Annotated in this window: 21 protein-coding genes, 1 tRNA gene and 1 pseudogene; 7 read left to right on the top strand and 16 right to left on the bottom strand. The window is 48.6% G+C overall.

Annotation, left to right across the window (positions count from 1 at the left end; translation table 11 throughout):
• Window positions 1–31: 31 nt before the first annotated feature.
• A complete protein-coding gene (locus C7386_RS03250) occupies window positions 32–616 on the bottom strand; it encodes a nucleoside recognition domain-containing protein (RefSeq protein WP_110437394.1) in 585 nt (194 codons plus the stop codon).
• A gap of 87 nt (window positions 617–703) precedes the next feature.
• On the opposite strand from C7386_RS03250, the gene C7386_RS03245 reads away from it, so the two are divergent.
• Entirely contained in the window at window positions 704–946 is a 243-nt protein-coding gene (locus C7386_RS03245; protein WP_110437393.1) for an AbrB/MazE/SpoVT family DNA-binding domain-containing protein, read from the top strand.
• Window positions 947–1,013: 67 nt separating this feature from the next.
• Here the strand turns inward: C7386_RS03245 and C7386_RS03240 are convergent, their stop codons facing one another.
• Window positions 1,014–1,133, bottom strand: coding sequence for a sporulation transcriptional regulator SpoIIID (locus C7386_RS03240; RefSeq protein ID WP_227109737.1), 120 nt, complete (start codon window positions 1,131–1,133; stop codon window positions 1,014–1,016).
• Window positions 1,134–1,170: 37 nt separating this feature from the next.
• A complete protein-coding gene (locus tag C7386_RS03235; protein WP_110437391.1) occupies window positions 1,171–2,706 on the bottom strand; it encodes a recombinase family protein in 1,536 nt (511 codons plus the stop codon).
• Window positions 2,707–3,078: 372 nt separating this feature from the next.
• Here C7386_RS03235 and C7386_RS13375 point away from each other — a divergent pair, with 372 nt between their 5' ends.
• Complete coding sequence (locus C7386_RS13375; protein WP_147357632.1) at window positions 3,079–3,423, top strand: hypothetical protein; 345 nt, start codon at window positions 3,079–3,081, stop codon at window positions 3,421–3,423.
• Between the two features lie 806 nt (window positions 3,424–4,229).
• Here C7386_RS13375 and C7386_RS03230 read toward each other — a convergent pair.
• The 13 genes from C7386_RS03230 to C7386_RS03170 form a co-directional block, all read right to left on the bottom strand.
• The gene (locus C7386_RS03230; RefSeq protein WP_110437390.1) at window positions 4,230–7,523 is read right to left on the bottom strand and encodes a DEAD/DEAH box helicase family protein; all 3,294 of its coding nucleotides are present in this window, start codon (window positions 7,521–7,523) and stop codon (window positions 4,230–4,232) included.
• Between the two features lie 37 nt (window positions 7,524–7,560).
• A complete protein-coding gene (locus C7386_RS03225) occupies window positions 7,561–8,670 on the bottom strand; it encodes a restriction endonuclease subunit S (RefSeq protein WP_110437389.1) in 1,110 nt (369 codons plus the stop codon).
• Window positions 8,671–8,695: 25 nt separating this feature from the next.
• A complete protein-coding gene (xerA, locus tag C7386_RS03220) occupies window positions 8,696–9,664 on the bottom strand; it encodes a site-specific tyrosine recombinase/integron integrase (RefSeq protein ID WP_110437388.1) in 969 nt (322 codons plus the stop codon).
• A gap of 65 nt (window positions 9,665–9,729) precedes the next feature.
• Entirely contained in the window at window positions 9,730–10,932 is a 1,203-nt protein-coding gene (locus C7386_RS03215) for a restriction endonuclease subunit S (RefSeq protein WP_116704842.1), read from the bottom strand.
• A 25-nt stretch (window positions 10,933–10,957) separates the two neighbouring features.
• Window positions 10,958–11,836, bottom strand: a complete 879-nt coding sequence (locus tag C7386_RS03210) for a BRO-N domain-containing protein (RefSeq protein WP_110437386.1) — start codon at window positions 11,834–11,836, stop codon at window positions 10,958–10,960.
• Window positions 11,836–13,344 (bottom strand): type I restriction-modification system subunit M, encoded by a 1,509-nt coding sequence (locus tag C7386_RS03205; RefSeq protein ID WP_116704841.1) that lies wholly within the window; start codon window positions 13,342–13,344, stop codon window positions 11,836–11,838. The genes C7386_RS03210 and C7386_RS03205 overlap by 1 nt, the downstream gene beginning before the upstream one ends.
• Window positions 13,345–13,346: 2 nt before the next feature.
• Window positions 13,347–14,444 carry a Fic family protein gene (locus C7386_RS03200; protein ID WP_367575338.1) on the bottom strand — a complete coding sequence of 366 codons (1,098 nt, stop codon included), beginning with the start codon at window positions 14,442–14,444 and terminating at the stop codon, window positions 13,347–13,349.
• Window positions 14,445–14,923: 479 nt separating this feature from the next.
• Window positions 14,924–15,073, bottom strand: coding sequence for a sporulation transcriptional regulator SpoIIID (locus tag C7386_RS03195; protein ID WP_110437383.1), 150 nt, complete (start codon window positions 15,071–15,073; stop codon window positions 14,924–14,926).
• Window positions 15,074–15,448: 375 nt separating this feature from the next.
• Complete coding sequence (locus C7386_RS03190; RefSeq protein ID WP_158557297.1) at window positions 15,449–16,021, bottom strand: TetR/AcrR family transcriptional regulator; 573 nt, start codon at window positions 16,019–16,021, stop codon at window positions 15,449–15,451.
• A gap of 365 nt (window positions 16,022–16,386) precedes the next feature.
• A complete protein-coding gene (locus tag C7386_RS03185; RefSeq protein WP_110437381.1) occupies window positions 16,387–17,538 on the bottom strand; it encodes a sodium ion-translocating decarboxylase subunit beta in 1,152 nt (383 codons plus the stop codon).
• 15 nt (window positions 17,539–17,553) lie between these two features.
• Window positions 17,554–17,940, bottom strand: coding sequence for a biotin/lipoyl-containing protein (locus tag C7386_RS03180; protein WP_110437380.1), 387 nt, complete (start codon window positions 17,938–17,940; stop codon window positions 17,554–17,556).
• A gap of 14 nt (window positions 17,941–17,954) precedes the next feature.
• Window positions 17,955–18,290 (bottom strand): OadG family protein, encoded by a 336-nt coding sequence (locus tag C7386_RS03175; protein WP_110437379.1) that lies wholly within the window; start codon window positions 18,288–18,290, stop codon window positions 17,955–17,957.
• A gap of 2 nt (window positions 18,291–18,292) precedes the next feature.
• Window positions 18,293–19,660, bottom strand: a complete 1,368-nt coding sequence (locus tag C7386_RS03170) for a pyruvate carboxylase subunit B (RefSeq protein ID WP_207736812.1) — start codon at window positions 19,658–19,660, stop codon at window positions 18,293–18,295.
• Between the two features lie 256 nt (window positions 19,661–19,916).
• On the opposite strand from C7386_RS03170, the gene C7386_RS03165 reads away from it, so the two are divergent.
• The 5 genes and pseudogenes from C7386_RS03165 (at window position 19,917) to C7386_RS03140 (ending at window position 22,032) form a co-directional block, all read left to right on the top strand.
• A tRNA-Arg gene (locus C7386_RS03165) sits at window positions 19,917–19,993 on the top strand.
• Between the two features lie 274 nt (window positions 19,994–20,267).
• Window positions 20,268–20,567 carry a hypothetical protein gene (locus tag C7386_RS03160; protein ID WP_242988066.1) on the top strand — a complete coding sequence of 100 codons (300 nt, stop codon included), beginning with the start codon at window positions 20,268–20,270 and terminating at the stop codon, window positions 20,565–20,567.
• Window positions 20,560–20,787: a hypothetical protein gene (locus C7386_RS03155; RefSeq protein WP_116704838.1), complete on the top strand. Its 228-nt coding sequence runs from the start codon at window positions 20,560–20,562 to the stop codon at window positions 20,785–20,787. Before C7386_RS03160 ends, C7386_RS03155 begins: the two co-directional genes overlap by 8 nt.
• Before the next feature lie 2 nt (window positions 20,788–20,789).
• A pseudogene (locus C7386_RS03150) lies at window positions 20,790–21,194 on the top strand (ParA family protein); the annotation flags it as partial.
• Between the two features lie 547 nt (window positions 21,195–21,741).
• A complete protein-coding gene (locus tag C7386_RS03140) occupies window positions 21,742–22,032 on the top strand; it encodes a site-specific integrase (RefSeq protein ID WP_116704835.1) in 291 nt (96 codons plus the stop codon).
• Window positions 22,033–22,179 lie beyond the last annotated feature (147 nt).

The following is a 22,179-nucleotide window of genomic DNA, read 5'->3' as shown; positions in this document are numbered from 1 at the left end:
TACTACTTGTAAGGCGCACTTACCTGTCCCGCTATTCCCCATCCGGAAAAAAAGGACGCAGCAGCTTGCTGCTGAGCAGCACCGCCGCAACGGAAGCCGCAGAAGCTCCCCACACCGGCAGCATAATATCAAATGGCGCGTGTGCTCCGCAAGCCGCACGAACCGCCGCCACCGTAGACGGAATCAGCTGAATTGAGGTTGCGTTCAGCACGATCAGCGTCAACACGGTATCCGGCGCTCCGCGTCGCCCTGCAAGAACATACAGCCGCTCTGACGCACGCAATCCCAACGGCGTTGCCGCGTTGGATAACCCCAGCAAATTTGCCGTTACATTGGCGCTTACTGCTTCCATCGCCTGTTTATCCTGCGATGCGCTTCCGAACAAGGGACGCAGAACAGGTGCCATCAGACGGGACAGCCGCTCTGCCAGTCCGGAAGCCTGCAGCAGCTCCATCACACCGCTCCAGAAGCACATCAGCCCGGTGATACTGATCGCCAGCGTGATCGCTTCCGAAGCCCCTGTGGGTACCGCTGCCGTAACCTCTGCCAGCCTGCCCGTGACCGCACCGCATAGCAGCGCCATACAAAGGAACACCGTCCAGATAACGGACAGCATATCGTGTTCCCCCCTTCCGTCCAACATCCCGAGTGAGTGGGATTTGGTAATACATTTTTTATGATAAAGAAATGGAGTGTGTTGAAAATGAAATCCACCGGTATTGTTCGTAAGGTTGATGAACTTGGTCGCATCGTGCTCCCGATTGAGCTGCGCCGCACTATGGGCATCGAAGTAAAGGACGCTCTGGAAATCTACGTTGACGGCGATCATATTGTCCTCAAGAAGTACGAGCCGTCCTGCGTATTCTGCGGTAACGCAAAGGACATTATCCACTTCAAGGGTAAGAATGTCTGCAGCGATTGCGCGCATGAGCTCGGCCTGCTTTAAGCCTTTATAGAGCAACACTGTCACGCTGCTTCTGTTTGCCGACTTTCCGCTTGGAAAGTCGGTTTTTTTATTTTTCACCGCGTCGCTGCGCCGCTTCGGCGCGGTATTTCGCCTGTGTTGCTCTGCCGCCGCGTATATGCCGCTCCTGCTTGTTCACCTGCAGAACGGTCTGTACGCGCTCATACAGCTCGGTATTCAGCTTTTGCAGGCGCGTTGTGATATCCTTATGTACGGTCGTGGTTAATCAGAACGGTTTCATCCAGCCCCAAATCACCCATCAAACGCAGATAAATATCCACGTTTCCGTCTTTATCTACCACGATCTTCTGAATCAGTCGTTTCAGCTGTGCATTTGTCATTTCCCGTACATCGGTAATATCCTCAATCTCCTGAAAGGTGCGATGCAGAATGTTTTCCAGCTGCTCTCCTTTTGTCAGATGATAGGACACCATCTTCAACTCGTTTTCCAGCCGCTCGATCTCCACTTTCATGCCGCCAATCTTATCATTCAATTCCTCGCGGGATATCAGATCGTCTGTATACATATCCATGTACTTCTGCCGTGTTTTCTTCAGCTTGTCCAGCTTTGTGTTCAACTCCTTCTCATAATTCAGGTTTTCATCTTTCGCTTTGTATACACGCTGAAATTCTCTGACCACATAGCGAATGACGTTTTTCTTTTCCTTCAGCACAGATGCAAAATAGTGCTGAAGCGTCTCGATCAATTCGTCCTCATCGACTGTTACTGCGTTTGGGCAACTGTCTGCGCCGCGTCCATTATGCCCCGAGCACACCCAGCGGACATAGGTATTCTTATAGGTGCGGACTGTGCGGCGGAACGACCATCCACACTCTTTGCATTTTATCAGCGTCGAAAACAGATACTTGTTGCTCTGTCGTTCTCTGTCCACCTTGAACGCCTTGCCGCGCGACTGCATGATCTGCTGTGCCCGTTCAAACAGTTCCGGCTCGATAATACGCAGTTCCGGACGCTCTACGACGCTCCACTCAGTTTCATCCTTTTCGGCACGCCGTCCGGTCAGGAAATCTGCGATCTCCTGCTTTCCGTTGATGATCTTGCCCGTGTATAGCTCATTCGTCAAAACACGACACACGCCGTTCTGGCTCCATTTGCAGTTGCGTTTGGTACGCCAGTCGCGCTCATTCAAAAACTGTGATATTTTAGCCGCACCATAGCCATCCTCAACATACCAGCGGTACATCTGCTGAATGACTTCCGCTTCTTTCTCGTTGATCTTCAAGTTGAAATAATCACCGATGATCTTATCATAGCCATACACGATATTCGGCACGCGGCCCTTTTCCGCGTTTATTTTTTTGCCGAATTTGATACGCTTAGAGGTGTTTGCGCTTTCCTCCTGTGCCAGCGCACCGAAAATCGTGAGCACGAACTCGCTGTTGCCCATGCTGGTCATGTTGGCAGTCAAAAACTGCGTTTCGATTCCCAGCGCTTTCAGTTTACGAACATTCTGCAGGAGATCGACCGTATTTCGTGCAAACCGTGAAATATCCTTTACCACGACCATATCAAACAGACCGTGTTCTGCATCTGCCATCATACGAAGAAATTCCTTGCGGTTTTTGATCTTTGTACCCGAAATACCCTCGTCAGCATACAGACGCACTAAAGTATCACCTGTGCGCTGTGTATACTCTGAGAAAAACTCCTTTTGTGTTTCTAAGCTGTTAAGCTGGTCGGCCTTGTCCGTGGAAACACGGCAATATGCAGCTATGTTCATAGTAAACCTCTCCATTAAAATAAAGTCATTCTGTTACATCTTCTATTTATATATTAACGCAGAATAATTATTTTTACAACAGTCAAAAAGGGCACTCTTTATGTAGAGTGTCCCCTTTCTTCGCTGTCGGCTATATCTGCGGCGTTTTCAATTGCTCTCTGTACCTTGTTTTCATTCGCTTCCATGAAAATTTTCAGTAAGTAATCAGCGGTCACTGCCCTTGGATTCGGGTCGTGAAACCGATAATTCAGCTTTTGCTTTCTCACCGCCGATCAATCACCTCCTGTTCCTCTCCTGCTACTGGTATATTTCTATGCGTACAAGTCGGGAACTACCACCGGAATCCATCGGGTGCTTTCGCGGTCTGTTTGTATGAGTAAACTTACATGGGACACCTCCGGAAATGCAAAGCCTGAAGAATACACGCTGAAGAATCCGTATTCTTCAGGTTTTATAATGATTTATACTGTTACTGTCAGCCTATTCGATCTCTCCCCCGACTGTAGGAAGCATCAAGCGATCGGCGGCGTACCGATTCCACAGGAATTTCACCTATCCGTTGTCCGACCTCATTGCCTGCGACGCTTTTCACGCTCGGACTGTGACTGGTCGGGAGTATCATTATCTTCTGCGCGGGTCATTGCCATGACGGGAGCCACCCGCAGTTCGCAGCTTTCCGCTGCAGCTCTCCGCGCCGAATTTGTACCTGATGCCTGAGTATTCTGTTGTCAAGGAACAACGAAAATATTTCCCCCTCTACTATACATCCCGAAAAAATAGGCCAGTGGAACACCCTAAAAGCACATTTTGAAAAAATATTTTTATTTCTGCACAAAATTCAGTTTCTATTTCTGTGCTATATGCTTATATCTTATCAAAACACTGGTGAAAATCGCTTTCGAGATTAGGGGGAGAGGAACGAAATCCGCGCCGCTCGCGTCTTTCCTCTCCCCCCTACCCGGTTGTGTATACTCCCTACGGCAGTTACACACAGCCGGGTTGCACCCCCTCACCATTCTCGCGGCGGCGAGCAGAGAGAGAAATCACCAAGAGAGCGTAAAAACTATTTACCCCTCTACTATACCCCCGAAAAAACAGACCAGTGAATACCCCTAAAAGCACGTTTTCAAAAAATATTTTTAATCATGCACAAAATCAAATGTCAGTATTTATACAATACGTCTATAATCTTACTGGCAAGCTGTAAAATACCTCTTTCCCTCCACTATATCCCCCGAATTATTAGACCATGGAAACCATGTTTTTCGAGAAAGTATATCCCCCCACTATACTCCAGAGAAAAACGGTCAGTGAACACCTGCAAAAAACGACAAGACTTTTTATAAAATTTTACAAAGCATAATCAACACAGAAAAACGGAACGCACAGCCAGAAATTTGGCTATGCGCTCCGGAATGTTTTGATAGTGCAAATCCAGCTTGACAAGGAAATTCCTACGGCCCTTACCCAGCTGTTTAACATATTACTTGCTTTTCAAAAGGTTTATATAATTCTTTCCTAAGTTACGCTGCAACTGCATTGGCATTGATCTTTTCAATCGTCTGCCGAATCCCCATCCACACAGACAAATCCGTAAACACCTCCACGATACTGCCCTGGTCAGTAAATGGCGTTTCTTGCAAGACAGACAAATCTTTCATCATGCCATTGTGAACAATATACTCTACAATCTGGTTCACAAAGTAAATCTGTCTGCTGTCAAGGCTTGCATCATTCAGATACTGTGCAAAGGCTTCTTTGGCGGCGTTCATATCCAGTCCTACGATTTCTCGGACGAACTCACCTAATGGCTTTTGTCCGTACTCAGCCTCATAGTCTTGCTTGGTGCCGACCTCGTTCCAGAGAATCTTCTCTAAATCCTGAACATCCTCCACCGTCAGCGGTACATTACCCTTGAGTTTTGAGATAGCGGCGTTATCCATATGCTGGCGCACATAGAATTCCGCCTTTGCCTTGTAATTCTTCAAGTCATCGTTTTCCAACTCCGACTCATTCCATTCCATGGATAGGATTTCATCATCAAAATTGGTGTCATAGCGCACCCTGCTGATTGGAATGTACTTAATGAGATCGCGCAAATTTTCCCTGATATGCTCAAACTCGTTGATTCCTGCCCTTTCTACATAGTCCGTGTGCAGAATCTTGTCAAGCAACTCAGACTGCGCCATGATTTCAGGAATATTGGCAACAGACGCCACAGCGGATACTTTTTTGAACAGATCGCTTCTTGCCTTACCATATTTCTTCCCAACAAGGTAAGCAAGTTCAATGCCATACATAAGCGCATCAAACCGTAACGCCTTAGCATCGTCCTCCTCCGGCATAATAAGCGGTGCAAGCTCTTGCTCCATGAACAGTGTATCCTCATAGGTCAGAGCATTGTAACTATCCTGATTGCTGTACAACTCTACATACTTCAAATGCTGACGGACAGCGAAATTTTCACGGTTCAGCTCCCGCACCTTGCGCACCATATCACTCACAAGTGTCTTACGGAAATCAATCAAATCTGCTGTTTGATAAGCTAAATCTTGTAATTTAAAAGCTATTTGGGCTTTCAGGTGGAAAATCGCGCCTTGCAGCGCAATCATATTAGCGGTTGCTTTTCCCTTATTCATGCGGAAGAACTCAAAGTTGCCGCAGAAATCAAAAATATAAAACTTGTCCTTATCTTTACCGTCAATCAAACTGGGGCATAGGCGCGTGCCGCGGCCGATCATCTGCCAGAACTTTGCCTTACTCATGACTTTTTTGAAGAATACCAGATTCAATATTTCCGGCACATCAATGCCAGTATCCAGCATATCCACAGAAATGGCGATTTGCGGCAGCTTCTTCGGGTCAGAAAACTCGTCGATTGCACTTTGAGCATAGGTCATATAATTATCGATGACCTTGGCAAAGCCGGGTAAGTACGGATACTCACGATTAAAAACCTCAAGAATTTTCTCCGCGTGGGTATGGTTCTTTGCAAATATAATGGTTTTACCAAGTTTATTGCCGTAGTCGATAGTCAGGCCGTTAGATATCAGCGTATGCAACACTTGCCGAATGGTATCTTCGTTAAAAATCCACTCATTCAGTGCAGCGGCCGCAATACGCTCTGGTAACTCTCCGTTTTCGTCTTCAAAGGTGTCTTCATAAGCCGCCTTGTCCTCGTCGGAAAGCTCGTCGTAAACAATGCCCTGCTCAATGAATTTCAGCTTTGTTTCCACAGATAGGAAATCCACCAAATAGCCGTCCTTCACCGCTTGCGCCAGTTCATAGCCATAAGTAGGGACGCCGTTTTCCAACTCAAAAATTTCATAAGTATTCTTGTCGATTTCGTCTTTAGGGGTAGCGGTCAGACCCACTAACGGCGCATCAAAATAGTTGAAAATATCCCGGTACTTGTTATAAACCGAGCGGTGTGCCTCATCGCAGATCACCAAATCAAAGTGGCCGCAGGTAAAGAGCTTGCCCGCCTCATCCTGCACGCTGTCAATGACATTGTACATGGTCTGATAGGTGGAAAAGACACAATGAGCGGTATAGTTGTCCTTCTCCTCACAGAGATTGGTGACAGAGAGATCGGGCAATAGATTCACAAAGCTGCGTTTAGCTTGTGTCACCAGACTGTTACGGTCGGCCAGAAAGAGGATATTCTTCACCCAGCCGTGCTGAAGCAATACATCACACAGAGCGATAACAGTTCTCGTCTTGCCGGAACCGGTAGCCATAACCAGCAGAGCCTTGCGGCGATTGCGCGCAAAGGCATCACAGGTTGCTTTGATTGCACCCTCCTGATAGTAGCGCCCTGCAATGCTGCGGTTCACCATAATGTTTTTCAGGCTTGTTCGCATACTCTGGAGATTAAACAGCTTTTCCAAATCTCGCTTGGAATAAATTGCAGCGCACCTGCGTTCCGGATAGATGTTATCAGTAATGCGCGTCTCAAAGCCGTTCGTCAGAAAGATGACCGGACGACGGTGGTACTCCTTTTCCAGCAGATCAGCATACAATTTTGCCTGCTGTCGTCCTTTAGCGACATCTACGCAAGTGCGCTTAGCCTCCACCACCGCCAATGGACGGCCATCATCGCCGTAGAGTACATAGTCCGCATATCCCACCTCACTCTTATTGGGCATACCGGGCAGTTCCACCTCGCCCCGCCAGTCTTTACCCTCAGTCCAGCCCACATCGGTGAGCATAGTGTCGATATACAGCTTACGTGTCTTATATTCCGACAGATCAAGGGGCTTGGGCACATAGGTCTGCTGCTGCACGGCACGACGAGCAGTGAGCTCTTCTTTCAGTGCGGCATTCTCTGCCATGAGTGCCGCCAAATCAACCTCCGTCGTCCCTTGCATCGAAACAGCAGGCATTTCGGGGGGCTGTGTCAACAGATCACGGTCAAAATGTCCCTCGGTATAGTTTTCACCGTAACAATATGCTACGAAATCCAGAAATACATAGAGGTTTTCCAGACACAGCGCCGCCTGCTCTTCGGTGATCTTTTTTCCGGTATGGGCGGCGTTATTGCCCATACGGCGAATAAAATCCATTCGCCGCCAGATATCCGTACCCACAATATCACGGAAATCCTCAGTATTCATAAGGCTTACCAGCGTATCTTGATACGGCATGACCAGTGCTTTATCCACGGAATACATCCACTTCACGGCGAACTCCATCGCCCTGCGGCAGTTCAACACACAGGCAGAGGCGTCGATATGTAAAATACGCTCAGCCGAGACAGCTACTGAAGCGAAAGATTCAAATTGTGGGATGGCATCAAAAATGTCAAAATTGGTCATAAATAATCACCTCTTTCAAAAAACGATTGTATAGCAGCTAAAGACCATTGACCTCATCTTGTACTACAACTTTTGATTTGTCGGTTTGTTCGATGAAGGCCGCCATCTGTTCTTGAAGTGCCAATGGAGGAACCATAATCTGCTGCACCCGCAAATCAGATAGGTTGATTTGCTGCAGTGTGGCACCCCTTGTATGCTCTTGTATGTACCGCTGACTCTCATCTGTATTGAGATAGGCATTCAGATACACAGGATTGATTTTATTACGATCATATCGGACAACTGCTATACCACGGGTGACATTCATCCCATTGAAGCGGATATCGGTTAATGCAGTTATTCCTGTCGTTCCTCTCACGGTAATAAGCAATTCATCTCCGTATAGCTCGGTTTTTTTGAATCCGTCACCGATAGAACGATCAATGTACTTAATCGATGCAGTCGATATCTTACCATCTACCATATCGACAGGGCGTAGAACTCCCATATCTCCCGTGCCATCGTCGCCAGGTTGCACTATTCCGTAGGACAGCCCTGCACCTTCAATTATAAGATCTATCAGTGCTATGTGCGGATGGTTTCCATCACCAAACAATTCGACAAATCGGGCTTTGACCAGTTCGTCCAGTTGCTGCAGTTGCTGCTGACGGACTTCAACAACCTTCGCAGTTTTATCAAGTATAGCCACTATTTGCTTTTGCATCGGCAAGTCAGGTATCGGCACCTCGAAATTTCGTAATATCGAAAGATTAATGTTATTCTGCGCTACTCCTCGTCCCAAAGCAGCTATACATGACTTCTGAGATTTAAGGAAATAGTACAGATAGTCTGTTAAAATATCAGACTGGTTTTTAATAGTAATTCCCGCAATAGCTTGATTTGTGCAAGCTTCTATTGTTAATATTCCTACTTCGCCAAGCGTTGCAAAAATAGTAAATAGAATGGTTCCAGCTGAAAGCATTTTTGCAGACGAACCCTCGAGTCCCGCCTGTGTAATATACTCATCCGCTTCATCTACGTACTTTCTCTGTATATTTCCTATTTTTATCCACGGGATAGTGCCACCGTCCCAAAATTCTGCGGTTGCCCTTGAAGGAGTCCCTCCAGAAACAACATCACATATTTCTCCAAGTCTGTATTTCATCATTCATCCCCACAAATCCGAAGTTGTATCAGGCGATAAACTTCTGGTGGGATGTTTTCACATTAGTCTGGTTGACCATGGCGTATTTCATGGTGGTATCAATCTGCGAATGGCCAAGGATTTTCTGCACCTGTTCGATAGGCATACCCTTATCAATCGCGCGTGTTGCCATCGTTCGGCGGAACTTATGTGGATGAATTTTCGTCAGATTCACACATCTTCCCAAGGTGCGCAAACGCACCTCCACACCACTGATCTTTAACCGATCATGGGGAGCATCAAGGGTGACAAACAGTGCCGGATTACCGTCAGAACGGCTATTCAAATAATTTTGCAAGTGCAGTTTGGCTTTGGCATCGAAATACACTCTGCGCTCCTTGTCGCCCTTGCCGAATACCACACATTCTCGAGCTTCAAAATTCACATCAGCAATATTCAGATTGACCAGTTCACCCACACGAATACCTGTGGAATACAGCAAATCAATCATAGCCAAATCTCGAGAACAGGAACAATGATCGCGCAGCTGCTCGATCGCTTCATCAGAAATAATCTCCTTGACCTGCTGTTTGGTTTTGATTTTGTGAATCCGTCGCATGGGACTTTTCAAAATGTAGTCTTCTTCCTCCAGCCAGGAGAAAAAGCTCGAAATATTTCGGCGGATATTATCTACCGTGACCTTTCCACAGCCGTTGATCTGCTGATAACCCGAAAGATAACTGCGGATTTCCTCCGTATTCATTTTGCGGACCGGCGTGGAAATGCTGCACAGCAGGTGCTCCACCGTTACACGGTAATATTGCAGTGTGCGTTCCGAGCAGCCTTCGATTTTCTTGGCATCGAGGAACATTTGCAGATATTCTGTGTTAGATACCTCGGTTTTGTGTGCTTCGGCTTCAGAAAGGTTCTTGAGCAGTACCTCCTGCAGTTTTTTCATCTGAGAAATGCTCAGATATTCAGCCATTTCGTTCAAAATATGCACTAACTTTTCTTCCATGATGGTACTCCTTTATCCGTGTACCATCATCCTGCACCGGCGCATTGCCCTTGGTTTAATTGATTTTATCCGAAATACTGCTGCATCAGGCTGTCAAAAAGCAGCTGCGCCTCATCCAAGGCTTTCTGTACGACAGATTTTGATTTGTCGGTTTGTTCGACGAAGGCCGCGAATTGCTCTTGGAGCTCAAGTGGCGGAACAAACATACGAAAGCTTAATACATCCTGCTGATTAATGCTTGCCTGGTTGACTGCCTTCTTTGCTCGAATCATAATTTGTTTGTGCATATATTGGGAGCACAATAACTTCGTGGCAAAAACTGCATTCATAACTGTATCATCCAAATGAAGTCGCATCATGTTGGATTCAAAAACCGTTTCTTCAAGTAATCCTTTAATATGTGCACATTTCCCCAAATATTCAATGCTATTCACACGGTTAATAACAATATCGTCCTCCTGAAGCAGATATCTTTGAACTTCGGATTCAGAACATTCCAAACGTTTTAGTGCTGAAAAGTCGGTAACTCTGCCGTTGTAGAAGGCATCTATCCTAACGATTGGGAAGCCTGATCCATCCTGTACATAAGCTGATTGAGGCTTATACAACCCATTTTGTGGTTCAATACTAACCAATTCCTTCAAGGCACACACCGGCCAATCGAAAGGATTGCTTTCCAAATCCCCAAAGAGTTCTACAAATCGGGCTTTAATTAGTTCATCCAGCTTTTGGAGTTGCTGCTGACGCGCTCTGATAATATCAAAAATTCGATCAAGTTGTTCGCAAATTGCAACCTGTTTTTGAATATTTTCTACTCTCACCTCACATCGAGACACATAATCATCTACTTTTAGATTGTGGAGACCAGTTGTTTTATTTTCGAATGCTTTTGTTCCACCTCTTCGATAATTAAAAAAAAGGGAATAAAACACATATCGTGGATACCATACATTTCTATCTTTTACTCTTAGTAAACCAGTAAAATTATTGAATAAATAGGTGCTATCTGGCCCATCGAAATAAATGACTCGACCTACAGGTTGCTTATCGCTACCACCTGACTTTTCGATGATAATATCTCCTTGACGTAGATATTTTTCTGCAATTTTCTTCTTTGTAATGGTTCTCGTAACCACATTACGATAATTAACAATGCCCTCGTTTGTGAAGTTAGTGGTTCTGAGTACAGGAATTCCACATCCCGTTTCATCATCAGTTCCCCATTCTCCCGAAAGGGCTTTCCCTGTGATTTCAATCAATTTTGCCATCGTTCATCCCCACAAATCCGAATTGTCATTTCTTTTCGTCCTCTTTGGCCACACTCTCGATCATTTCGACTACGGCGTTTCCAAGCAGCATTGTCTGCGCGTTGTCAGAAGTAATCACCGGCCGCCCTGTCTGCGATTCAATTTCTTTCCGGGCATTTCCTGCAACTTTACCGCCCTGCTTTGCAACAGCACGATTTTCTTCCAGTCCACGCGGATTCTGTGCATTGGTCAGCTCTGTTGTGGTTGCCTCTGCTAACATATTCAGCGCCAACTCCAATGTACTCATGTTATCCCGCAGATTTTCCTTTTTCAGTCCCTTGTGATTCTTATACTGCCGAGTCGTCATACCAGACCACGCTTTTGTAACCTCATCGGTCAAAATCCCGTATTCTTTTCCTTTTTTGACACCGTGGGCATCCCAAGCATCAGTCAATTCTTTACGGGCACGAATGGTCTGCATACGTTGGTTAATCCACTCGGGAGAGTAGCCCTTCTTTGCATAGGTATCCAGCGCCCGCTCAATCGTCAGTTCTGGGTCTATGATTTCCTCAATGCGTTCCCGACCGACCATAGCCAGCCACATTTTGAATGGCTCGGCTTTCTTTGAAGGAATCGACTGAATGATGCGTAAAAGCTGCTCAGTGGTTGCAACATCGGTCAGACGGCGCTTGCCATCGGCGGCCTTCATTTTCAACTGACTACAATTTGTAGTCAGTTCACTTCCCTCGTTTTTCAGACGTGTCTTAAGCACACTCCAATATTTCGCAGCGTGTCTGCTATCAGGTTGATCGGTAAGTACAGCAACTACATCCACCACAGAAAAGTACCATTCTTCCTGTTCCTCATCCCATGCTGTACGAATCGGTTGGTTTTCAAACATTTGCAGCTTATCATTTTCTGTCATTATTTTTCTCCTTGCAGCATCTTATCCAGCTCATCCATCGCAGTGCCAATCTGCTTCTCCAGCTTCCGCAGCTGGGCCATAATCTCACTGGTAGGCGGATACTCCACGGGGATATACTCCGTCTTTTTGTATTTGTTGATGGACAGATCATAGCCGTTTTCTGCGATTTCCGTCTTGGGCACGAAGAAGGATTTTTCCGTGCGCTGACGGTCTTTTTCGCCCTCTATATTACGGAAACGCGCGATGATGTCGGGAATATCGTTATCCTGCACCGGACTGCGCTTATCATCGAGAGAAAAGCCGTCAGCCTGCATATCATAGAACCATACGTTATCCGTGCCGCCGTGTCCGGTCTTCGTGAAGACCAAGATTGCAGTAGAAACACCGGCATATGGCTTGAACACGCCGGACGGCATGGAGATGACCGCTTCCAACCGATTACCCTCTACCAGTTCCTTTCGGATGGCTTTGTGCGCCGTGGACGAGCCGAACAATACGCCGTCCGGTACGATGCAGGCACAGCGCCCACCGATGCGCAGCATACGCAGAAAGAGTGCCAGAAACAGCAGCTCGGTTTTCTTGGTTTTGCAGACCTTCAGCAAGTCCGCCGAAACGGTATCTGCATCCAGACTGCCCTTGAACGGCGGATTGGCAAGGATGAGCGAATACTTCTCCTTGTCCGGATTCTGATCACTGAGGCTGTCCCGGTATTCGATAAAAGGATTGTCAATACCGTGAGTCATCATGTTCATGGCACCGATACGCAACATGGTGCGATCCATATCGTAGCCGAAGAACATATGGTTCATGTAGTGGTCTTTCTTCTGTCGGTCGAAGAAGATTTCTTCCTTGCGATGTTCTTTCAGATATTCACCCGCAGAAACAAGGAAACCGGAGGTGCCGCAAGCCGGGTCGCAGATCACATCATCAGCTTTCGGATCCATCAGTTCCACCATCATGCGAATGATATGACGCGGGGTACGGAACTGACCGTTCCGGCCGGACTGGCTGATCTTGCTGAGCAGATACTCATATGTATCGCCGCGTACATCCACTGCCTGCGATTCGTTCATTAAGCGGTAAATCTCATCCAATGAATCCACGACTTTGGACAGCAGCAGCGGCGTGGGCAGCTTAAAAATGGCATCGTCCATATACTTGGAATAAGCACTGTTTTTATCCGTATGAAGTGTCTTGATGAATGGGAATACCCATTCCTGCATAGCAGAGTACATCTTGCCAGCCGGGAAGTCATGGAACACAGACCATTTGAGCTGCTGACCATCAATGGTACGCTCACCTACTTGTATCTCATCTGCAAAAATACTCTGATACGGCAACCCCAGCATAGCCGCTTCTTTCGCTCTGAGATTATCAGAATCGTCCAAATCATGAATGAACATCAGATAAGTAATCTGTTCAATGACATCGAGCGGATTGACCAATCCGCCAGCCGCAAAAATGTCCCATAAGCTGTCGATTTTGTTTTTCAGTTCGCCTGTAATCATTTCTATTTTCTCTCCCTATTCCAGATGTAAGAGGTATAACGACCTCCGCTGAGTTTGATAATCTCACCCGATCTCATCAGATCTGCCAGTGCTCGCTGAACAGTGATCTGGCTGATGTCTGGGCAATTAGCCATGATTTCGCTCTTTGTAATCTTACCGAGATGTTTTTTTATAGTTTCCCGTACCCGGTCAGGCTTTGAAAGCCTCTTGGTAGTCAGCAGTTCGATTTTGTCTTCAAAATCACGATAGGCTGTTACAAAAATACGCAGCATATAGATAACAAAGGGTACATAATCGTTAGTACCCTCATGCCAGTTATAAGAGCTGGCTTGCACAGCATCATAATAAGTTTCTTTAGTATCGGAAATCAGCTTTTCAATACTGATATACTTTCCCACGATATAGCCGGAACGATACAGAAGCAATAATATCAACAGCCTGCTCATGCGTTCATTGCCATCGTTGAACGGGTGAATGCACAGGAAGTCTAAAATAAACATAGGAATAAGCAACAGTGGATCCAGTTCGGCATCCTGCCTTGCGTTCTGAAACGCATCGCATAACGCAATCATGGATTGCGGCGTTTCTAATGTGGAAACAGGTTGGAAACGCACTGCTCGTCCTCTGTTTTCTTGTTCCGCCGTAATGATGTTGTCTGAGCTTTTATAGCTACCGCCAACGGTCTTTCCGCAGAATTTATACAAATCACGATGAAGCTGCAGAATAGCCGATGGCTTTGGCGGAATATAGTCATAACTCTCATGAATCACTGCAAGTACATCACGATATCCCGCGATTTCTTTCTCATTTCGAGTTTTGGGGATGGTCTTGTCCCTTACGATTTTTTTCAGACGATTATCTGTTGTGATAATGCCTTCGATACAGTTGGATGCTTCTATACTCTGGATTTTTGCACTCTCCAAGAGATTTGATAGTGCATCTGCTTTTACCTTGACAAGAAAGCTCTGCTGGCCCTTATACTCATGAATCTGTGTAAGACAGGACACAACCTCTGGTGTAAGTAGTTTTTTATATTCTGTCTTAAAGATGAAATCTCTCATGCAATTTTCCATCCAGCCTTTAATATTATCATTTTTCATACAATGATATAATTATAGTATATGTCCAAGTATTATCAATGTCAACGCTATTTGCATCATATTTTTAGTACATAAATTAGAAGAACGCTAACATATATCACGAATACATTCTGTTTATACATCGCTTTTGCAAAAACTCCCGTATTTTCGCCTTAAAATCATGTGAAATGCAAGTTTTGCCACCCATTATGTTCAAAGTTTTGCGAAATTTGCTGATCTATTCCGATTTGCACCCCCCTGTTAGATAAAAGGGGGCCATATATTTAGGGCGCGGCTATCGCCGCGCCCTCGGCACCATCTTGTGCCGTCGGCTTACGCGCTGCACGCCGCCGCACGGACGGCGCCAGCTTGTATGCAAAGCCCATAATATTTATCCCTAAAAATCCCTGTTAGCCCAAATTCAGCGATGAATCCCCCACATAAGTAAACCCGGAGTACGAACATTTCCTCATGTCTGCACTCCGGGTTTCGTTATCAAATTAACCAAATGAACCGCTCATTTTCATTACTTCTATATGTACGGTTGACTTGGATATTCCGAACCGTGCCGCAGTCTGCCGCACGGTGGCCTTCTGCTCGATCATGTACTGCGCCAGACGGATCGTGCGCTCCTCCGGTAAGCCCTTCACCGCTGTTTCCCTCCTGCCTGATGAGGTTTCATCTGTGACAGTGTATGTGGATTCGGAGACGGTTAGAACGCATTTGTATCCGTTTAAGGGCAAAAGAAAACGCGCTGCTATTGCAGCGCGCAGTCTGTCGAAAAAGTCGTATAGTCAGCATTTCGCGCGGCAGCGCGCACGAAACAGCATTTGCTCTGCAAATGCTCAAAAGGGGTGAGCATGTATCAGCGCAGCGCGGCCGAGAAGCCGCGCAAGGATAGCGCCCCTTTTGAACTTCTGGAGGGAGAAAGTTTCTGTATAGGAACTTTCGGACGACTTTGGAACGGCCCACGGTCCGTTCCTGCTTGTCGGCGAAACTGTAGTTTCGCGACAGCCTCAGCGCTGCTATTGCAGCGCGTGCATTCCCTGTGTGTGATAGGTGATCAGCTGATTCAGTCCGGCACGGACCTCGCTCGGGCGAACGCGGTTCTTGAGGATATGTACCGTCCCGTCCACCAGATTGCGTGCCATGATCTGCGCCATCATCGGGCTGTTCTCCTCGTCAGCCAGCATGGGCACGATCTTGGACGCAATCAGCTCAATCATTACCGGCCGCAGGTTTTCATATCGAGTGCCGTTGGCCTGCTCCATGATAAGAAGAAGGCCGTATTTCTCCGCCAGCAGCAGTGAGAGTACCTCCTCGGTGAGCAGCATGCGGAATTCCTGCGCGTCCATGTTCAGGTCAAACCGCATGCTGCGGAAGCGCAGGATCATGCGCTTCAGGCCGTCTGCAGCGCTGTCGGTCAGCTCGTAGAACAGCTCCTCCTTGTTTTTGAAGTAGTGGTAGAGGTTGCTCTTGCTGATATTTACCTTGTCCGCGATCATCTGCAGTGAGGTGCGGTCGTACCCGCGCTGCAGGAATAAATGCTCGGATTCGAGCAGAATTTTGTGTCGAAGTTCGTCTTTTAGTACCTGCACAATAAGGACCACCCGTTCGTTTCTTGCATTTATTATAAAACAGGGCGACATAAATTGTCAAGAAAGCATAAAAAATTGAGAATGGAAAATGGAGAATGGAGAATTAACGCAATGGGTTAATTTTTCAAACCAGTTGCAAACGCGTACCCGTAGGGGCGACCAGTGGTCGCCCACCAACCGATATGATGTAGCGTTACACGGGCGGCCACTGGCCGCCCCTACGGTTAGGCAATATGCAGTTCGGATAACGCAACGGAAAATGCCTGATTCCACGTTCATTTTCCATTCTCAATTCTCCATTTTCAATTCTTCTCCATCGAAAAAGCAAAAAAGAACCCGATTTCTCGGGTTCTTTTGCTTTGCACTTACGCGCCGAATACCTTGAGGACAAAGCCTGCGGCAACAGCGGAGCCGATAACACCGGCTACGTTCGGGCCCATCGCGTGCATGAGCAGGAAGTTTGCCGGATTGGCCTTCTGGCCCTCAACCTGCGAAACGCGGGCTGCCATCGGAACGGCAGATACACCGGCCGAGCCGATCAGCGGGTTTACCTTGCCGCCGGTCAGCTTATACATAACCTTGCCGAACAGCAGGCCGCCGACGGTCGAGAACGTGAACGCGATCAGGCCGAGGATGATGATCTTGATGGTCTCCCAGGTCAGGAAGGTGGACGCAATCGCCTTGCAGCCTACCGACAGACCGAGGAAGATGGTGACGATGTTGCACAGCGCGTTCTGCGCGGTGTCGCTCAGGCGGTCGGTTACGCCGCACTCACGCAGCAGATTGCCCAGCATGAGCATGCCGATCAGCGGAGCAGTATCCGGAATCAGCAGGATAACGATGATGGCAACTGCGATCGGGAATACGATCTTCTCGGTCTTGGAGACCTGACGCAGCTGCTCCATCTTGACCTCGCGCTCCTTCTTGGTGGTCAGCAGACGCATGATCGGCGGCTGGATAAGCGGTATGAGCGCCATATACGAGTACGCCGCAATAGCGATGGCGGGCAGATAATCCGCTGCCAGACGGGATGCGACCAGAATGGAGGTCGGGCCGTCCGCACCGCCGATGATGGCGATGGCTGCCGCAACCTTGCCCGGGAAGCCGAGCACAAGCGCGAGCAGAAATGCGGAGAAGATGCCGAGCTGTGCCGCTGCACCCAGCAGCAGCGAGGACGGGCGCGCGATCAGCGGGCCGAAGTCGGTCATGGCACCGATACCGAGGAAGATGATGGACGGATAAATCGCATGCTGGACGCCCTGATAGAACACCCACAGCATGCCGGGACTGGAACCGTCAACCGGTGCGTTGAGCAGGCCGGTCAGCGGCAGGTTGGCCAGCAGCATGCCGAATGCGATCGGAACGAGCAGCAGCGGCTCAAACTTTTTGCCGATACCCATGTACAGCAGCACGCATGCAATGATGATCATGATCAGGCTGCGCGGGTCCTCCGCAAAGGACGCGAAGCCCGAGCTTGCCAGAATGCTGCCTAATGCACCGAAAAACGAAAATTGCATAGTACGCGCCTCCCGTTACATCGTGCAGAGTGCTGCGCCGGTCTGTACGGAAGCGCCCTTCTGTACGCAGACAGTGCCGACCGTGCCGTCATGCGGTGCGCAGATCTCATTCTCCATCTTCATGGCCTCGAGAATGAACAGCACATCGCCGCCCTTAACGGCCTGACCTGCCGTGCATCGGATATCCAGAATGGTGCCCGGCATGGGCGCTGCAACGGTCTCGCCGCCTGCAGGCGCTGCTGCGGGTGCGGGTGCTGCTGCCGGAGCCGGCGCTGCCGCGGGTGCCGGTGCTGCTGCAGCCGGTGCCGGTGCGGGAGCCGCGCCGGTCGGTACTGCGCTTACCGATCCCTTTTCTACTTCTACTTCAAACTGCTTGCCGTTAAGCGATACCTGATATTTCATGTTTCTTTCTCCCCTTAAACCGCCTTGATGGACTTAAATACAAGCTGATCGAGCGGAATGCCCGTTTCGTGGCTGACAATAGCCATAACGCAGGCCGCCTCCACCTCGCTGACGCCTTCCAGCTTGACCTGCGGAACCGGTGCAGGTGCTGCTGCCGGAGCCGGAGCCGCAGCCGCCGGAGCCGCTGCACTGACCGAAGCCGGATGCGCGGTGTGCTTTTCGAGCACGCCCATCACACGGGAAATAACAGCGATGACACCCCAGAGAAGTGCCAGCATCAAAAATACAATAACGATACCGGACAGGGCGATCATGAGCGCGTCCAGTACGCTGATCGGATCGTGTACCATGCTCACTTAACCTCCTTGAACGAATAGCTTGCGGTGAAGGTCTGCTCCCGGCGCTCAAAGAACTGCTCTGCCTGCTGCGGGAATGCGATATAGGACAGGACGTCCTCTTCACTGCGGGCATGCGTGCCGAGATGCTCGCGTGCAGCCGGGAATTCCGGCTCGAGCGTATCGGCAAAACGGCCGGTCATCGGCTGCTCGTCACCGAGCACCTGCTTGGCGAGTTCGGGATTGACTTCGCCCGGTGCCTTGCCGTATTCGCCGCGGATGTAGCTCTTGATCTCCTTGCCGATCGACTTGTAACGGCCGCCGAGGAGAACGTTGACCGTTGCCTGTACGCCGACCATCTGCGAAAGCGGCGTTACCAGCGGCGGATAACCCATATCGGCACGCACGCGCGGTGTTTCGGCGAGTACCTCATCGAGACGGTCGATTGCGTTCTGTGCCTTCAGCTGTGCCACCAGGTTGGACAGCATGCCGCCCGGAATCTGGTAGATGAGCGCATCCGTCTTGGTGGACAGGACATACGGGTCAAAGGTGCCGTTTGCAGAGAACTTATCCTTAACCGGAATGAAAAATTCGTTGATCCTGTTCAGCTCGTGAGCATCCACGCCGCAGTCGAAGCCCATCTGCTGCAGCGCGTAGACCATGGACTCGGTTGCCGGCTGGCTGGTGCCGCCCGACATGCACGAGGTCGCACAGTCGATGCCGTCCGCACCGGCTTCCGCTGCCTTCAGATAAGTCATATACCCCAGACCGGTGGTCGCGTGTGTATGCACATAAACCGGAATTTTGATGTTCTGCTTGAGTGCGGTAACCAGGTCATAGCACTCCTGCGGAGACATAATGCCCGCCATATCCTTAATGCACAGCGAGTTGCAGCCCATAGCTTCGATCTGCCTGCCGAGCGAAACGAACATCTCCAGATTGTGGATCGGACTCAGCGTATAGCAGATACAACCCTGTGCATGGCCGCCTGCCTTGAGACATTCGTCCACAGCGGTCTCGATGTTGCGCAGATCGTTCAGCGCATCGAAAATACGGATAATATCCATGCCGTTCTCGATGCTCTTGCGAACAAAACGGCGCACGGTGTCATCCGAATAATGGTGATAGCCGAGCAGGTTCTGACCGCGCAGCAGCATCTGCAGCTTGGTGTTCTTCATGTGAGATTTGATCTTGCGCAGACGCTCCCACGGATCCTCATGCAGATAGCGCAGGCAGGAATCAAAGGTCGCACCGCCCCAGCACTCAATCGAGTGATAACCGGCCTGATCCATCTCATCGAGAATGCCCTCGAAATCCTCAAACGGCATTCGCGTCGCAATCAGCGACTGCTGCGCGTCACGCAGCACCGTTTCGGTGATGTGCATTTGTTTCACAAGTATGCCCCCTCCTTCGGGAAATAAATGGGTTTCGTGATTCCCCTCATTAACCCCATATATATAATTGTATCATATCACTTTCTGCACCCGCTTGCAAGATTATGATTTTTTAATTTTGCACAGCTGCACTTTACTTTTTTCACCGCATTCGGAATTGACTTTTTGCTCTCAATGCAGTAATATAAATATATCGCGTGCTGCGATTCCGCACGAAAGAGCCGCTCGCAAAAACTTTTGTTTTTATGTCTCAGTAGCTCAGTTGGATAGAGCACATGCCTCCTAAGCATGGGGCCGAGGGTTCGACTCCCCCCTGGGACGCCAATCAAGAACGCAGAAGATATATTTCTGCGTTCTTTTTCTCTAACAAATTTCAAAAATTCTGTCTAATCGTCTAATAAAACCGCAATTTTTCTAATAACACGCGCCATTTTCGGTTGTTTTGAACACAAAAAGCTGCTAATAAATGGTGTGTGACAGCCTGTTCCCTGCTGTTAGCAGGAAACTGTCTGATATCACTTTTAACATAACCCTGTGGTGAAATTTTCATCACAGGGTTTTATTTTATCCGAAAATCATTTGAATGGAGGCAACTAACGTGCAAAAAGACGTCAAACCTCACATCGTTCTGATCGATGGAGTCAAGTATTACAGCGACAAGCCCGAGACCTGCCGCAGCTGCTTTTTCTGGAAAAACCGCAAGGTTCCCTGCATTCTCGGGCAGGAAAACTGCTACTATCTCGCTGAAATCATTCAATCCGAGCAGCAGAAGAAATGCGAGGGCTGCTGTTACGCATCCGGCCGCTCCTGCGTGAGTGCGACCTGCTATAAGGATTTGATGACGCAGTTCAACGCATCCAAAAACACGGAACCGAAGGAAGGTGCCGCAAATGACTAAACACGACGATTGTTTCCGCCGCTTCGAGCGGATGGCAAAATCCGCAAAGAAGAATTTGTCCGGGGATAAGCCCGGCAGTTGCTCGCGCTGTCTGTACTATCGCCCGGATTTTAAGTTCCGTTTCTGTCAGTTCACCCGCTGTCCCTATGCATTAAAGGAAAATGTGTTTCGCCGCAAGCCGCTGACTCGCGACAAATTTTCCGGCAAGGGAGGCGCATAAATATGTCCGCAACGATCATTGCCGTCGCCAATCAAAAGGGCGGCACCGGCAAAACGACGACCTGCGAAAATCTGGGCATCGGTCTTGCGAGAGAAGGCAAGCATGTGCTGCTCGTGGATACCGATCCGCAGGCCTCTCTCACCATTGCCCTCGGGTACCCCCGGCCGGATGATCTTCCGGTTACGCCGACCGATTTAATGACGAACGTCATGCAGGAGCGGCCTGTCAACCCCGAAGAAACCATTCTGTCACACACAAAAGGCGTGGACCTCATTCCTGCCAGCATTATGCTGTCCGGCCTTGAAGTCTCGCTCGTGAACGCAATAAGCCGCGAGACCGTCTTAAAGCAGGTTTTAGAGTCGGTAAAATCGCAGTACGATTACATTTTACTCGACTGCATACCCTCCAGATGACACTTTCAAAAATACAAACTTCTTTCTGAACCAGTTCAATATCGACTCGGAATATCATCCAAAATTTTTAAAAAAGTTACCAGCAAACTTGCGCCAAAAAAGTACATATTGAAAAGTGAAGGATTTAAATGAAAGGCAAAAGAAAGCCTTAACTTAATCCGAGAAGGTGAAAATAATGGCATCAATTGTTCACAGAAATGATTGTTTGCTCGTCGTGCATTACGAACGCGACAAGATATCCGGCAAAAACAAGCAGAAGTAGGAGCTTAGGGAGAAAAATCCAACTCTCCATGCCACGGTTCCTAAGGCTGTACCCCAAAAACGTGAAGTCTGGGATGCCGAGACGATTTTTCTCGCACTTGATGTTTGCGATGATGCCCATCTGAAGCTGGCTATCAACCCTTCCTTTGCATACAGTATGTGAATCGGTGAAATTCTTGGTCTGACATGGGACTGTGTCGATATTTCTCCGAAAAGCATCGCAGCCGGAACGGCATCCATCATAATTGAAAAAGAGCTCCAGCGTGTCGACAAGCCGGCCATGAAGTCTCTTGAGCAAAAAGACGTCCTCTTCCTCTACCCGCAGAGCTCGAAGCGCAACACGAGCATGCTCGTTCTGAAAAAGCCCAAGACCGAATCCAGCGTCCGCAAGGTTTTCATTCCGGCGACCGTTGCCCATCAGCTTGAATCATGGAAGCGCGAGCAGGAACGCACCAAGGAAGCTCTCGGGGGTGAGTACACCGACTACAACCTGGTCCTCGCCAACGGCTTGGGTCATCCGATGGAGCGGACACGCATCGCTGCACTTTTGAACGCGTGGAAAAGCCCCTGATTCACAAGAAACAGCTGTTTCCAGCATCGATCCGTCGCTGCTGAAGAAAATCTCCGAGAACCCGGACCTGTTAAAAATTCTAAGCGCGATAGTCGGCAGGCTTTGATAACCCGCCCATCTAAGAGAGCACCCGTGATTAAGTGCTCT

It is taken from the genome of Agathobaculum butyriciproducens, assembly GCA_003096535.1.
GTDB lineage: Bacteria > Bacillota > Clostridia > Oscillospirales > Butyricicoccaceae > Agathobaculum > Agathobaculum butyriciproducens.
Note: the sequence above shows the minus strand (reverse complement) of the source record. Positions and strands in the feature narration are given on the sequence as shown.